Source organism: Noviherbaspirillum sp. (genome assembly GCF_036563305.1).
Lineage (GTDB): Bacteria > Pseudomonadota > Gammaproteobacteria > Burkholderiales > Burkholderiaceae_D > Noviherbaspirillum.
This window is the reverse complement of the sequence record NZ_DATCMQ010000014.1, coordinates 429,721-442,053: the sequence shown is the minus strand read 5'-3', so window position 1 is coordinate 442,053 and position 12,333 is coordinate 429,721. Positions and strand designations below refer to the sequence as shown.

Sequence of the window (12,333 nt, the reverse complement as noted above, 5' to 3'; positions counted from 1 at the left end):
ACAAGCGATGAAACGGTGTCTGTTTCTTTCTCTCGCGTTCGCCGCCGCGAGCATGTGCGGCACCGCATCCGCCGCCGGCTATCCGGACAAGCCGATCCGGCTGGTCGTGCCGTACGCGGCAGGCGGCTCGACCGACCTGACCGCGCGGCTGCTCGCCAAGTCGATGACCGCGCGCTTCGGCCAGCCGGTTATCGTGGACAACCGCGCCGGGGCCGGCGGCTCGATCGGACATGAAACCGTGGCCAAGTCGACGCCGGACGGCTACACCCTGCTGTTCAGCGCCGCCGGGCCGCTCACCGTCACGCCGCATACCTATCCCAAGCTGAGCTACGAGCCGGTGAAGAGCTTCGCGCCGATCATGCTGGTCGCCACGCAGCCGCTGCTGCTCGTGGTGAATCCGGCGATGAAGGTCAACAGCGTGGCCGACCTGATCAAGGAAGCCAAGGCGCGCCAGGGCAAGCTGAACTACGGCTCCTTCGGCAACGGCAGCGCGGCCCACCTGGCGGCGGAGTCTTTCAAGATGCTGACCAAGGCCGAAATGATGCACGTGCCGTACAAGGGCAGCAGCCCCGCGCTTGCAGGACTGGTGGGCGGCGAGATCGACCTCATGTTCGATGTCTTCAGCACCGCGGCGCCGCTTGCGGAAAGCGGCAAGCTGCGCCCGATCGCCATTACGTCCAGGGAGCGCTCGCCGTTGTTCCCCAGCGTGCCCACCATGGATGAAGCAGGGGTGGCCGGCATGGATGCGGGCACCTGGTTCGGCATCCTGGCGCCTGCCGGCACACCGCAGGAGATCATCGACCAGGTGAACAGGGCGGCGAACGCGGCCCTCGGCGAGCAGGAGCTGCGCAGCACCCTGGCATCGCAGGGCGCGGCCGTGCGGGGCGGTACTCCCGCGCAGTTCGCCGACTTCTTCAACAGCGAATTCCAGAAGATGGGAACCCTGGTGAAGGCGGTCGGCGTCAAGGTCGACTGACCCGCACCACCCGATCGGCCTGACCGGCCGCATCCGCCGCATTGATCCCAGCGCAGGCCGTGCCGCCAGGCACGCGCGCCTGCGCGCTCACAAGAACCTTGGAAACGAAACAATGAAACTACTCAGCTTCAGCCTGGACGGCCGGGCATCCTGGGGCATGGTCGCCGGTCGCGACGTGCGAGACCTGGGACTGGCCTCTGAGGGCCGTGCGCCGACGCTCGCCGCTGCGCTGCGCCTGTACACGCCGGACCAGATCGCCTCGCTGGCCGACGCCGCACGGGTGGTGGGCGATATCGAACAGGTGACCTATCTGCCGGTGATCGACGCACCGACAAAGATCTTCTGCGTCGGCCTCAACTATGAAGAGCACCGGGTCGAGGCGAACCGGCCGAAGACCGGCCATCCGACGATCTTTGCGCGCTTCTCGGCTTCGCAGGTGGGGCACAAGCAGCCGCTCGTGGTACCCGCCGAGTCGGCCAGTTTCGACTACGAAGGAGAGATCGCCGTCATCATCGGCCGCGCCGGCCGCCGCATCCCCGAGGAACGCGCCTGGGAGCACATCGGCGGCTACGCACCCTACAACGACGGTTCCGTGCGCGATTGGCAAAACCATGCGTCGCAATGGACCCCGGGCAAGAACTTCACGGCGACCGGCGGCTTCGGGCCGTGGATGGCGACGCGCGGCGAGATCGCGGACGGACAGGTGCTGGAACTGACGACACGCCTGAACGGCACGGTCATGCAACAGGCGAAGACCGACCAGCTGATCTTTCCGATACCGCGGCTGATCAGCTATATCTCCACCTTCACCATGCTGGAACCCGGCGACGTGATCGTCACCGGAACGCCGGGCGGGGTGGGTTTCAAGCGCACGCCCCCGGTGTACATGCGGCCCGGGGACGTGGTGGAGATCGAGGTCGGCGGCATCGGCACGCTGGTGAATGGCGTGGTGGCCGAGCAGGCATGAATGAAACAGGATGGGATGCATGATGGAAGCGACGACAACCAAGACCTGGGTGTGCATCATCTGCGGCCTGGTCTATGACGAGGCGCAAGGATGGCCGGACGAGGGCATTGCCCCCGGCACCCGATGGGAAGATGTCCGTGACGACTGGTGCTGTCCCGACTGCGGCGTGACCAAGGCCGATTTCGAGATGATGCAGGTCTGAATGACCTCCACGCTCATCCTCGGGGCGGGCCTCGCCGGCTGGACCGTCGCGCGCGAACTGCGCCGGCGCAGTCCCGATGCCGCCATCAGCATGGTCACCGCGGACGACGGGGACTTCTATGCGAAACCCTCGCTGTCGAACGCGTTCGCCCGGCGCGCCAGCCCGCAGCAGCTGGTCGGCACCCCGGGGGCCGCGATGGCGGAGCAGCTCAACGTGCGCCTGGTGCGGCAAGTGCGGGCGCGCGGGATCGACACCGGCGCCCGCCTGCTGCGCCTGGAGGGCGGCGGATCGCTTCCCTTCGATGACCTGGTGCTGGCCAGCGGTGCGCGGGCAATCCCGAGCGGCGTGGCCGGCAGCGCCGCGGACCAGGTCCTCTCCGTCAACTCGCTGGGCGACTTCGGCAAGCTGTACGACCGGCTGCAGGTGCTGGGTCCGGACCGTGCGGACGGCATCCTCATCATGGGCGCGGGCCTGATCGGCTGCGAGTTCGCCAATGACCTGGCGCAGGCAGGCTACGCAGTCACCGTGGTGGAACCCGGGGAGCGCCCGCTCGCCTCCCTGCTGCCGCCGGCGGCAAGCGAAGCGTTGCGTGACGCGCTCGGCGCGGCCGGGGTGCGCTGGCGTTTCGGCACCAAGGTGGCGGCGGTCGACCGGCATGGACATGCCGCGCCGGACGCGCCGCTGCAAGTCACCCTGTCCGACGGCAGCCGGCTCGACGCCGGCCTGGTGCTCAGCGCCATCGGATTGCGGCCCGATCTCGGCCTGGCATCGTCCGCCGGACTGGCATGCCGGCGCGGCATCCTGGTCGACCGGCTGCTGCGCACCAGCCATCCGCGGGTGCACGCGCTCGGCGATTGCGCCGAGTACGTCGACGACCGCTGGGAGGCCGGCGGGATCCTGGGGGAAGGGCGGCTGCTGCCGTACGTCATGCCGCTGATGTCGGCAGCCCGGGCACTCGCCGCCACGCTCGCCGGGGACCCGTCCCCGCTGGCGCTTGCAGCAATGCCGGTGATCGTGAAGACGCCCGCGCTGCCGCTGGTCGTGGTGCCGCCGGAACCGGGGCAGTCGGGCGCATGGTCGTGCATCGAGGACGGCGTCTGGACCTACCTCTGCGCGGAAGGCGGTTGCCGTGGCTTCGTGCTGGCCGGGGCGACGACGTCCCGGCGCGCGGCGATGATGGCGGGCCTGGCGCCGAGGTGAGCGTCCGGTACCGGCCTCGCAGGGGCTGTCGCATCCCGCACCGCCGTTGCGATACCCGGCGTTCGCGCTACGCCCGCAACCGCATGACAGCAGCGGTATGGGCGCCCGCCGTCAGCGCCAGTCGTCGATCAGGTAGACATCGGGACGGTTGTAGCCGACCTGGTTGTTCCTCTGCATGACCACGCCCTGGATGCCCGCCCGCATGCCGCGTCCCAGCATGCGCCGGTAGGCGGCATGGCGGGCGGTGTTGACCCCTGCGGACAGACGCGTCAGGCCCCTCGCCGCAGCCAGCTCTTCGCAGGCATCCAGCAGGCGGTCGAAATGCCTTGCCGCCGTCAATCCCGGCCTGGCGGCGCCGAACTTGACATAGCAGGTGCCGCCGCCGGCTTCGGTGCCGGGGCCGCAATGACAGACCGCGGCGGCGGCCAGGCCCGCCTCATCGAAAACGAACACCGTGTCCCCCATGGTCCGGCGCGCCACCAGCTCGACTTCGACGGTGACGTCCAGGCCCGGATAGATCCGGTCCGTCAGCGCCTGCAGCGCCTGCAGCGCAGTGCCGCGCTGGTCCTCCGGCAGTTCGGACCAGCTTGTCCACCCGGGACTGCGCACCGCGGCGCCGACCGGCTTCGCCATGACCATCGTGAGGAACTGCGGCCAGAATCCGAATTTCTGGTACAGGCCGTGATGCTTCGCGCTGTTGGGAAAGGTGAAAAGCCCGGCGTGGGTCGTGCCCCACTTCTCGAAGCAGGCCATCGCCGGCTCGACCAGACGGGTGCCGACCCGGCGGTCCCAGACCGAAGGATGGGTGGTGAGCGGCCCGAAAAACCCGACACTGCCCCAGTTGGTCGCGAAGTTCGAGCCGACCAGCCTGCCGTCCGCTTCGGCGGCGAACGCACCGCCCGGGTTGGCGTGCCAGCGCGAATGCACGAGATCGGCGTCGCCCAGGAATTGGGTCGGCTCGGGCAGGCCGAGAAAGGTGCCGAACGCCAGCCGCATCACATGATCGGCATGCGGCAGGTCCGCTTCCTCGAGGGGACGCACCGCGATGCCGTCCTCGGATGTCGTCTGTATCCCGACCTGCGGATGTCGGTGGTCATTCATGCTTTTCCCCTCCTGCGCCGGTGGAAACGGACGCTTCCGCTTCCCGTCCTCGCTGCTCCTGGTTGTCGAACTGTTCCAGCACGATTTTGCCGCAAACCGATCCCTTGCGGAGGCGGTTGAGCGCCGCCAGGACTTGTGCCGGGCAAATCGGCCTGAGAACCTCGGTCTCCGTCGTCTCAAGCACGCCGGCGTCGATCAGGCCGGCCACTTCCGACAGTATCTGGCCTTGCCTGTGCATGTCCTCGGTCCGGAACAATGCGCGGGTGAACACCATCTCCCACGTCAGGGTGACGCTCTTGTCCCAGAGCAAACCGAAATCGATCGGCCGCTTCGCCTCCACCAGCGTGCAGATCGCGCCTTGCGGCGCCACCAGCTCCGCCGCGTCGCCGAAGTACAGGTCCGCACTCGCGGCGAGCAGGATGTAGTCGACCTCGTCCCGGCCGAGCGCCACGCGCACTTGCGGGACCAGCGGCTTGCCATGGTCGACGACGGCGCTCGCGCCCATCTCCAGGCACCATTGCCGGCTGCGTTCGTTCGATGCGGTGCCGATGACGGTCAGTCCCGCAACGCGTGCGGCAATCTGTGTCGCGATCGATCCGACGCCGCCGCCCGCGCCCACGATCAACATCGATTTCTTCCGCTCGCCCGCGCCGGCGCGCGGCACGCGCAGGCGGTCGAAGATCGCTTCCCAGGCGGTGAGCACGGTGAGCGGCATGGCGGCGGCGGCGGCGAACGACACCATCGGCATGCTTCCCACCAGGTCTTCATGGACGAGCTGGTATTCGGCATAGGACCCGGCGCGCGTGTATTCGCCCGCGTAGTACACCCTGTCGCCAGGCCTGAACCGGGTCACGCCGGCGCCTGCCGCAACAACGATGCCGGCGGCGTCCCAGCCCAGCACCCGTGGCGCCGCTTCCACCGCCTCCTTTGGCGCGCGGGCGCGGTTGTCCACCGGGTTGACGGACACCGCCTGCACCGCCACCAGGACGTCGCGTTCGCGCGGGACCGGCATCGGCAGGTCGGTTTCGAACAGGCCCGCGGGATCTTCCCAGTCAGGGTAATGGGTCAGTGCAATCGCTTTCATGCTGTTTCGCTCCCGGAGTCGCAGAGGAAGGTATCCGACAACGAGGTACGCCGCACCAGCACCGGCTTCATCGAAGGCGCGGCAAGCACTTCGTCCGCCATGTCGAACGGCTGGATTTCCGAGATGACGAGTTCCGGCCGCACGCGACGCGCGGTGACGAAATCGAGCGCCGCCTCGAAATTCGGACGCCCCTTGCCGCGTCCCGTGTAGAAGTGGATCCCCTTTGCATACATCTCCTGCATGGGGAAGGGGATGTCGCCGAATTGGACCCCGACGCTCGAACACATGCCTTCCGGTTCGGTCGAGCGTATCGCGCTGGCCAGGCTCTCGGCACTGCCGCTCGCGTCGACCGTGATCGGGTAGCTGCCGAACCTGCGTCTCGGCGCGCTCTCCACCGGATTGGCGCCCAGCCGTTCCGCAATCTCGAGGCGCCTCCGGTCGGTGTCGACGTAGTCCACCTTGCCTGCCCCGGCGGCAACGGCGTAGGCGGCCGCAAACAAGGCGACGGAGCCGACGCCGCCCATCACCAGCACGTCCGCGCCGGGATTCCTCTGAAGGTGCGGCACCGTGAGTTCATGCCCGAACGGTATGTTGTCGCTCATGCTGGCGGCATGAGCCGGATCCAGCCCCGGCGGCAGCGCCAGCAGGGCTGTGCGCGCATACGGCACCCGCACCAGGTCCGAGAAGAAGCCTCCCCATTCGCCGCCGACCGACATGCCATGCATCGCGCCGTGCGGATGCGACGCGCAGGTGTTGTTCAGCCCGTTCCTGCAGCGATGGCAATGGCCGCACGAGATGTGCCAGCTGACGATGACCAGTTGCCCCGGGTAGAAGCCGGTCGCGCCTTCGCCCAATGCGATCACTTCCGCGACGCATTCATGGCCAATGTCGAACGGGCCGTTGTAGGGCGTCTTGCCCTCGATGATCAGCCGGTCGAGGTCGCAGGTCGTCGAGGCGACAGGACGCACGATCGCGTCTTCCGGATGAAGGATCCGGGGTGCGGGCACCTCCCGCCATGCGAGGCGGTGCGGCGACAGGAAACTGAGGGCTCGGGACATGGTTTCTCTCCGGTTTGTCAAGGCAGGAGCGCGGTGCTTGCTGCCGGGCGGGGTCGAGGGCGGGCGCGGTGCCACGGCGCGGCGCGGCGGCGAGTGGCATCGACATCCCTGGCGCATGCTATTCGCTTGCAGGGCGGAGAAAAAGCGCAATTTCGGATAATATCGTTCCATCCATGGAACAATCAGACAAACTCGATGCATTCGACCTGTGGCTGTTCGGCTGGGTCGCGGAAGAAGGCAGCCTCACCGCGGCCGCCGAGCGGCTCGGCCTGCCCAAGTCCACGGTCTCGCGGCGGCTGGCGGAGTTCGAGGCGCGGCTCGGGGAGCGGCTGCTGGTGCGCACCACGCGCAAGCTCACGCTGACGGACCTCGGCCGCCAGATGCTTGCGCACGGCCGCCAGGTCGTCGCCGAGGTCGCGGACGCCCGGCTGCTGGTGCAGAACCGGCAGGCGACGCCGAGCGGCCGGCTGCGCGTCTCGATGCCCGCCGATTTCGCGAACCTCGTGCTGCCGGAGATGCTGGCCAGGTTCGCAGCGGACCATCCGCTGGTGACGCTGAGCCTCGACGTCTCGCCGCGCATCGTCGACATCATCGGCGAGGACTTCGACATGGCGATACGCATGGGTGCGCTTCCCGACGATGCGACACTCTCGGCACGCCAGCTGGCGCTGCTGCGCGGCGGCCTGTATGCCGCTCCCGCCTATCTGCGCAAGCACGGGGAACCGCGGACGCCGGAGGCGCTGCAACAGCACCATGCGCTGCACCTCGCCACGCGCGATGGAAGCCGAGGGATATGGCGTCTCACGCGTGACAAGGAGACATGGAGCGGGACCCCGCCGGGCAATGTCCAGGTGAACTCGCCCGAGCTGCTCCTGCGCATGGCGCTCGGCGGCGCCGGCATCGCCGCGGTCGACGACTACATGGCTGCGCCGCACGTCGCCAGGGGAGAATTGCGGCGCGTGCTGCCGAAGTGGGCGATGCCGCCCGTCCCGGCATGGATGGTGTTCCCGGGAAGGAAGCTGATGCCGTCCCGCACCCGGGCATTCGTGGATGCGCTGTGCGAGGCTGTCGCCGAACGACGGCAACAGCTATAGGCCCGCGAGGCGGTTCACGCGTTCAGGCACAGCGCCAATGGCAGCGATACCCACGCAAGAAGTGCCGGCGGACACGGGTTCCCATGCTTCGCATCCGGTTTTGGACGGCGACGCCGGTGAACCGGTGCAATCCTTGGCGGTCAAGCCTATTACGATTCCCCGCGTCGGCTGAACGCATCCCCGGCATGCCGGACACCGTCGACCTGTCCCCGGGGCACACTGCGAAAGGATACGACCATGCAAAAATTCCTCGTCACCGCGCTGCTGATGTCGCTGGCAGGCATGCCGGCCTTGCCTGCAATGGCCCAGATCAGCGGCTCTTCCGACATTGACCAGAAGGGCAGTTCCCGTCCCGTCTATGGCCAGAGTCCGCAGAACAGCAAGATGACGCCGGGCGGCTCGAAGGGGCCGGCCGCGGACACGGGAAACCAGGGCGGAGAGGCGGGCGCCGCATCGGGTGGAAGCGGCGCGGGATCTGCCGGCAATAACGCCGCCTCCGGGGTCGGACGTGCGGACAGCGGGGCGGCATCCGGCAGCGAGCGCGCAGCCGCCGTACGCAAGCGCAGCGGCAGCAGCGACGCTGGCCGGGGACGCGACGCAGCACAAAAGTAGCCTGCGCGGCGTGCCCCGCAGGGCGGGGCGGCCGGATGCACCCCGCCACGCGAGCCGACACATCGGTTTGTCGGGGTCGGCTGACGCAAGCGGCAGCAGGCCCGTCTACCTGCGGCTGTCGAGTCCGGCCAGCTGCAGGGCCAGCCTGCGGCGGAATGCGGGCAGCGATGCGAGCACGGACAGGCCCGCATTGCGCCACGGCCGCCACGCCGCCTGCATGACGGCAAAACGGGTGAGCCGTCCTGCCAGCTGCAGCACGTGGCGCGCCGCCGCGCGGCGCTGGCACTCGTAATTGTCCAGTAGGGAAGCGTCGGCGCCGTCCAGCACCCGCCCGAGCAGTTCGCCGAGCAGCACGGCATCCTGGATGCCGGTGTTCATGCCCTGGCCGCCGGCCGGACTGTGCACATGCGCGGCGTCTCCGGCCAGCAGGATCCTGCCGGCGCGGTACCGCCTGGCCAGCCGATGATGCACGCGGAAGCGCGAGCCCCAGGTCACATTCCGGATCACCGCGCGATCCCTTGCCGGCCCCCGCGCATCGAGCAAGCGCTGCAGGTCATCGACGCCCGGCGTCTCCGGCGCGTTTTCCATCGTCGCCACGATGCGGTGCAGCCCGCCCGGCAGAGGCGCGACGACGACCAGGCCAGCCGGCGAAAAGTAGAGCACCACTTCGTCGGGGGGAAGGCTGCACGTCATCTGCACGTCCGCCAGCAGAAAGGATTCCGCGTATTGTCCGCCGTCGAACGCAATGCCCGCCGCCTCCCGCACGGTGCTGTGCATGCCGTCCGCCCCGACCAGGTAATGCCCGCGGAGCGTGGCGCCGTCGTCCAGGCTCGCCGCCACGCCGTGCGCGTCCTGGCAAAGCGCCGCCAGGCGCCGGGGCCGGAGCACCTTCCCGCCCAGCGCCAGTAAGCGCTCCAGCAGGATCTGCTCGGTCCGCGCCTGCGACACCATCAGCGCGTACCGGTATGGCGACGGCAACGCGTCGAAGTCGATCGCGAGCAGCACCCGGTCGCGGTCGCGGACAGTAAAGCGCGACGACTGCACGCCTTCTTCGACCAATCGGTCGGCAACGCCGTAGGGCTGCAGCACTTCCAGGGTGCGCGCGTGCACGACCGCGGCGCGCGAGGTGTTCCGTCCCTCGCCCTGCGCATCGACAAGCACGACGCCGTGTCCGCGGCTAGCGAGCGCAACCCCGAGGGACAGCCCGGTCGGCCCGGCGCCAACCACGACCACTTCATGCAGCGAAGACATGTCCACTCCTAAGTCAACGATTGTTGACGTAGACTGTAGCACGCCGAACGAGAAAGTCAACGCTTGTTGACGTACAATGCCGGCATGACCAGGAAAACAGAACCGCCGCGGCGCGACGCCGATGCGACACGGCATACCATCCTGCGCGCGGCACGCCAGCGTTTTGCCGCGGACGGCTACGCCAGGGCGACCATCCGCGCGATCGCCGGAGATGCCGGCGTCGACCCGGCGCTCGTGATCCGCTACTTCGGCAGCAAGGAATTGTTGTTCGCCGCCGCCGCCCGCTTCGACCTGCGCTTGCCGGACCTGGCCGGGCTCCCGCTGCGGGAAGCATCGCGGGCGCTGGTGCGGCATTTCCTGGTCCGGTGGGAAGAGGACGACACCCTGATGGCGCTGCTGCGTGTAGCGAGTACCAACGACAGCGCCGTGGCGGAGCTGCTGGCGGTTTTCTCCGGGCAGGTGAAGCCGCTGGTCCAGGCCCTCTCCGGGCAAGAGGGACGTGAGGCCGCGGAGCGGGCCGGACTGGTTGCCTCGCAGATGCTGGGGCTGGCGCTGACGCGCTACATCCTCCGCCTGCCGCCCCTGGCGGCCATGGACCACGAGACGCTTGTGGCGCGTGTCTCGCCGGTGATCGAGCATTACCTGCGCGGCGGCGACCGGATCGCCTGAAGCCCGGGCCGCCCCGGTGCCTGCGCTCTTCGCCCCCGCCCCACCTGCCACGCACCTGGCTGCGGAAAAAATCACGACCCTGACCCGGTGGCGGAAGGCGGACCGGAACAAGGTCGGTTCGGTTAAGATGCTTCCCTCGCGCCCGGCCGAGACCGCGCCGGGCAGCGCCTGTCGCCCGCGGTCGCAGGCGCCCGTCCGCTTCAGTGCACTTCACTGTACAAGAAACAAACCGGAAGCAAGAAAATGGGTAAAGGGGATAAGGACAGGGCAGCGGAGCGGGGCGCGATCGCCCCGCTGGGATCGATCGAAAAGGCCTGCCGCATACTGAAGGCGATGACCGATCCCAGGCATTCCCGCCTCACCGACATTGCCGAATACTGCGGGATGGAGAAGTCGACCGCGATGCGCGTGCTCGATGCGCTCGCCCGCGAGGACATGGTCAAGCGCGATCCCGTCAGCAAACGCTATTTCCTCGGGCCGGAAATGGCCCGCATCGGGAGCATGGCGCAGGAGCGCTTCGACTGGCGCGGCGTCGCTCACGCGAGCCTCGTCCGGCTTGCGGAGAAGTTCGAGGACACGGCGCTGCTGTCCGTGCTGAGCGGTATCGAGACGGTGTGCGTGGACGTGCAGGTGGGCAGCTATCCGATACAGGCCAATTACCAGCGCCAGGGAAGCAGGCGCACGCTGGGCGTGGGCGCCGGCGGCGTCGCGCTGCTGGCGGCGATGAGCGACGCGGAACGCGAGGCGGCGCTTGCGCAGATCCCGCCCCGGCTGGCCAACTTTCCCGCGCTCAGCCGGCAGGCCCTCGGTGAGCGCATCGAGGCGGCGCAGCGCGACGGCTATGCGACCCTGATCAACGCCGTGGTGCATAACATCGGCGGTGCCGCCGTCGTGATCCGGGACGGCGGCCGCCCGGTCGCGGCACTGTCCGTCACCGCGCTCTCGGAACGGATCACGACAAGGGAGAAGGAACTGGCGGCGGCGCTCAAGCGCGAAGTGAGCATCATCGAAGCCAGCCTCGCGGAGAACCGGCCGGGCGGCTGAATTCGCCCAGCCGCTTGCCCCCGGCACGCGGCAACAGGGAAAGCGCGCTGCCGCTACCTGCCGCTACCTGTCACCGCCGGCGGGCGCCGAATCCGGCCCCGCGCACCCCATGCGCTCCCGCGCTGCCTTGTACTCGCGTGCAAGTCGGGCGACGACTTCGGCGGCTGGCGTCACCTTCTTGACCGCGCCCACGCCCTGTCCGGCACCCCAGATATCCTTCCATGCCTTCGGCCGCGAACTGCCGGCGCTGAAATCCATCTTGGAGGGATCGGCCGATGGCAGGTTGTCCGGGTCGAGGCCGCCGTTCACGAGGCTGCCGCGCAGGTAGTTGCCGTGCACGCCGGTGATGAAGTTGGTCAGCACGATCTGCGAGGCGTCCGCTTCCACCACCATCTGCTTGTACGCCGGATCGGCATTGGCTTCCTCCGTCGCGATGAAGGCCGAGCCGATGTAGGCCAGGTCCGCTCCCGCCGCCAGCGCGGCGAGGATGCCGTTGCCATGCGCGATGGCGCCGGAGAGCAGGAGCGGCCCGTCGAACCATTCGCGGATCTCCTGGATCAGCGCAAACGGCGATTGCGCCCCGGTGTGCCCGCCGGCGCCGGCAGCGACTGCGATGAGCCCGTCCGCACCTTTCTCGATGGCCTTGCGCGCGAACCTGTTGTTGATCACGTCATGCAGCACGACGCCGCCATAGGCATGCACGGCTTCGACGACGTCTTCCCGCGCGCCGAGCGAGGTGATGACGATCGGCACCTTGTGCCTGACGCAGGCGGCAAGGTCATGTTCCAGGCGCAGGTTGGAACGGTGCACGATCAGGTTGACGGCAAAGGGCGCGGAAGGCTGGTGCGGATGCTCCCTGTCGTGTAACGCAAGTTCTTCCCTGAGACGCCCAAGCCAGTCGTCCAGCGCTTGTTCCGGCCGCGCATTCAGCGCGGGGAACGATCCGACCACGCCAGCCTTGCATTGGGCAATGACCAGTTCCAGGCTGGAGACGATGAACATCGGGGAACACACGACCGGCAGCCTGAGCCGGCCTTCAAGAACGGGTAGTGGCATATTGCTCCTGTAGCGGATC

Annotated in this window: 13 protein-coding genes; 8 read left to right on the top strand and 5 right to left on the bottom strand. The window is 68.4% G+C overall.

What is annotated here, in order from left to right; genetic code table 11:
• Positions 1–7: 7 nt before the first annotated feature.
• From VIM12_RS14860 to VIM12_RS14845, 4 genes are all read left to right on the top strand, one after another.
• The gene (locus tag VIM12_RS14860; protein WP_331942439.1) at positions 8–976 is read left to right on the top strand and encodes a tripartite tricarboxylate transporter substrate binding protein; all 969 of its coding nucleotides are present in this window, start codon (positions 8–10) and stop codon (positions 974–976) included.
• A gap of 112 nt (positions 977–1,088) precedes the next feature.
• Positions 1,089–1,943, top strand: a complete 855-nt coding sequence (locus VIM12_RS14855) for a fumarylacetoacetate hydrolase family protein (RefSeq protein ID WP_331942438.1) — start codon at positions 1,089–1,091, stop codon at positions 1,941–1,943.
• 22 nt (positions 1,944–1,965) lie between these two features.
• Positions 1,966–2,145, top strand: coding sequence for a rubredoxin (locus VIM12_RS14850; protein ID WP_349257576.1), 180 nt, complete (start codon positions 1,966–1,968; stop codon positions 2,143–2,145).
• Positions 2,146–3,345, top strand: coding sequence for an NAD(P)/FAD-dependent oxidoreductase (locus VIM12_RS14845; protein ID WP_331942436.1), 1,200 nt, complete (start codon positions 2,146–2,148; stop codon positions 3,343–3,345). It begins immediately after the preceding gene.
• Positions 3,346–3,456: 111 nt separating this feature from the next.
• Here VIM12_RS14845 and VIM12_RS14840 read toward each other — a convergent pair whose 3' ends face one another.
• Genes VIM12_RS14840 through VIM12_RS14830 form a run of 3 tightly spaced genes read right to left on the bottom strand, consistent with a single transcriptional unit; the run spans position 3,457 to position 6,588 of the window.
• Positions 3,457–4,446 (bottom strand): GNAT family N-acetyltransferase, encoded by a 990-nt coding sequence (locus VIM12_RS14840; protein WP_331942435.1) that lies wholly within the window; start codon positions 4,444–4,446, stop codon positions 3,457–3,459.
• Positions 4,439–5,530: a zinc-binding alcohol dehydrogenase family protein gene (locus VIM12_RS14835; protein WP_331942434.1), complete on the bottom strand. Its 1,092-nt coding sequence runs from the start codon at positions 5,528–5,530 to the stop codon at positions 4,439–4,441. Before VIM12_RS14835 ends, VIM12_RS14840 begins: the two co-directional genes overlap by 8 nt.
• A complete protein-coding gene (locus tag VIM12_RS14830; RefSeq protein ID WP_331942433.1) occupies positions 5,527–6,588 on the bottom strand; it encodes a zinc-dependent alcohol dehydrogenase in 1,062 nt (353 codons plus the stop codon). The genes VIM12_RS14835 and VIM12_RS14830 overlap by 4 nt, the downstream gene beginning before the upstream one ends.
• A gap of 173 nt (positions 6,589–6,761) precedes the next feature.
• On the opposite strand from VIM12_RS14830, the gene VIM12_RS14825 reads away from it, so the two are divergent.
• Together VIM12_RS14825 and VIM12_RS14820 are read left to right on the top strand one after the other, a co-directional pair.
• The gene (locus VIM12_RS14825) at positions 6,762–7,682 is read left to right on the top strand and encodes a LysR family transcriptional regulator (RefSeq protein WP_331942432.1); all 921 of its coding nucleotides are present in this window, start codon (positions 6,762–6,764) and stop codon (positions 7,680–7,682) included.
• Positions 7,683–7,919: 237 nt separating this feature from the next.
• Positions 7,920–8,294: a hypothetical protein gene (locus VIM12_RS14820; protein ID WP_331942431.1), complete on the top strand. Its 375-nt coding sequence runs from the start codon at positions 7,920–7,922 to the stop codon at positions 8,292–8,294.
• Between the two features lie 105 nt (positions 8,295–8,399).
• On the opposite strand, the gene VIM12_RS14815 is transcribed toward VIM12_RS14820, so the two are convergent.
• Positions 8,400–9,545 carry an FAD-dependent oxidoreductase gene (locus tag VIM12_RS14815; RefSeq protein WP_331942430.1) on the bottom strand — a complete coding sequence of 382 codons (1,146 nt, stop codon included), beginning with the start codon at positions 9,543–9,545 and terminating at the stop codon, positions 8,400–8,402.
• Between the two features lie 84 nt (positions 9,546–9,629).
• On the opposite strand from VIM12_RS14815, the gene VIM12_RS14810 reads away from it, so the two are divergent.
• Both VIM12_RS14810 and VIM12_RS14805 read left to right on the top strand, forming a co-directional pair.
• A complete protein-coding gene (locus VIM12_RS14810) occupies positions 9,630–10,214 on the top strand; it encodes a TetR family transcriptional regulator (RefSeq protein WP_331942429.1) in 585 nt (194 codons plus the stop codon).
• Between the two features lie 243 nt (positions 10,215–10,457).
• Entirely contained in the window at positions 10,458–11,258 is an 801-nt protein-coding gene (locus VIM12_RS14805) for an IclR family transcriptional regulator (protein WP_331942428.1), read from the top strand.
• A 63-nt stretch (positions 11,259–11,321) separates the two neighbouring features.
• On the opposite strand, the gene VIM12_RS14800 is transcribed toward VIM12_RS14805, so the two are convergent.
• A complete protein-coding gene (locus VIM12_RS14800) occupies positions 11,322–12,314 on the bottom strand; it encodes a nitronate monooxygenase family protein (RefSeq protein ID WP_331942427.1) in 993 nt (330 codons plus the stop codon).
• Positions 12,315–12,333: the final 19 nt, after the last annotated feature.

Coding starts and splice junctions, on each gene's coding strand:
- VIM12_RS14860 (WP_331942439.1), top strand. CDS start 8: ATGAAACGGTGTCTGTTTCTTTCTCTCGCGTTCGCCGCCGCGAGCATG.
- VIM12_RS14855 (WP_331942438.1), top strand. CDS start 1,089: ATGAAACTACTCAGCTTCAGCCTGGACGGCCGGGCATCCTGGGGCATG.
- VIM12_RS14850 (WP_349257576.1), top strand. CDS start 1,966: ATGGAAGCGACGACAACCAAGACCTGGGTGTGCATCATCTGCGGCCTG.
- VIM12_RS14845 (WP_331942436.1), top strand. CDS start 2,146: ATGACCTCCACGCTCATCCTCGGGGCGGGCCTCGCCGGCTGGACCGTC.
- VIM12_RS14840 (WP_331942435.1), bottom strand. CDS start 4,446: ATGAATGACCACCGACATCCGCAGGTCGGGATACAGACGACATCCGAG.
- VIM12_RS14835 (WP_331942434.1), bottom strand. CDS start 5,530: ATGAAAGCGATTGCACTGACCCATTACCCTGACTGGGAAGATCCCGCG.
- VIM12_RS14830 (WP_331942433.1), bottom strand. CDS start 6,588: ATGTCCCGAGCCCTCAGTTTCCTGTCGCCGCACCGCCTCGCATGGCGG.
- VIM12_RS14825 (WP_331942432.1), top strand. CDS start 6,762: ATGGAACAATCAGACAAACTCGATGCATTCGACCTGTGGCTGTTCGGC.
- VIM12_RS14820 (WP_331942431.1), top strand. CDS start 7,920: ATGCAAAAATTCCTCGTCACCGCGCTGCTGATGTCGCTGGCAGGCATG.
- VIM12_RS14815 (WP_331942430.1), bottom strand. CDS start 9,545: ATGTCTTCGCTGCATGAAGTGGTCGTGGTTGGCGCCGGGCCGACCGGG.
- VIM12_RS14810 (WP_331942429.1), top strand. CDS start 9,630: ATGACCAGGAAAACAGAACCGCCGCGGCGCGACGCCGATGCGACACGG.
- VIM12_RS14805 (WP_331942428.1), top strand. CDS start 10,458: ATGGGTAAAGGGGATAAGGACAGGGCAGCGGAGCGGGGCGCGATCGCC.
- VIM12_RS14800 (WP_331942427.1), bottom strand. CDS start 12,314: ATGCCACTACCCGTTCTTGAAGGCCGGCTCAGGCTGCCGGTCGTGTGT.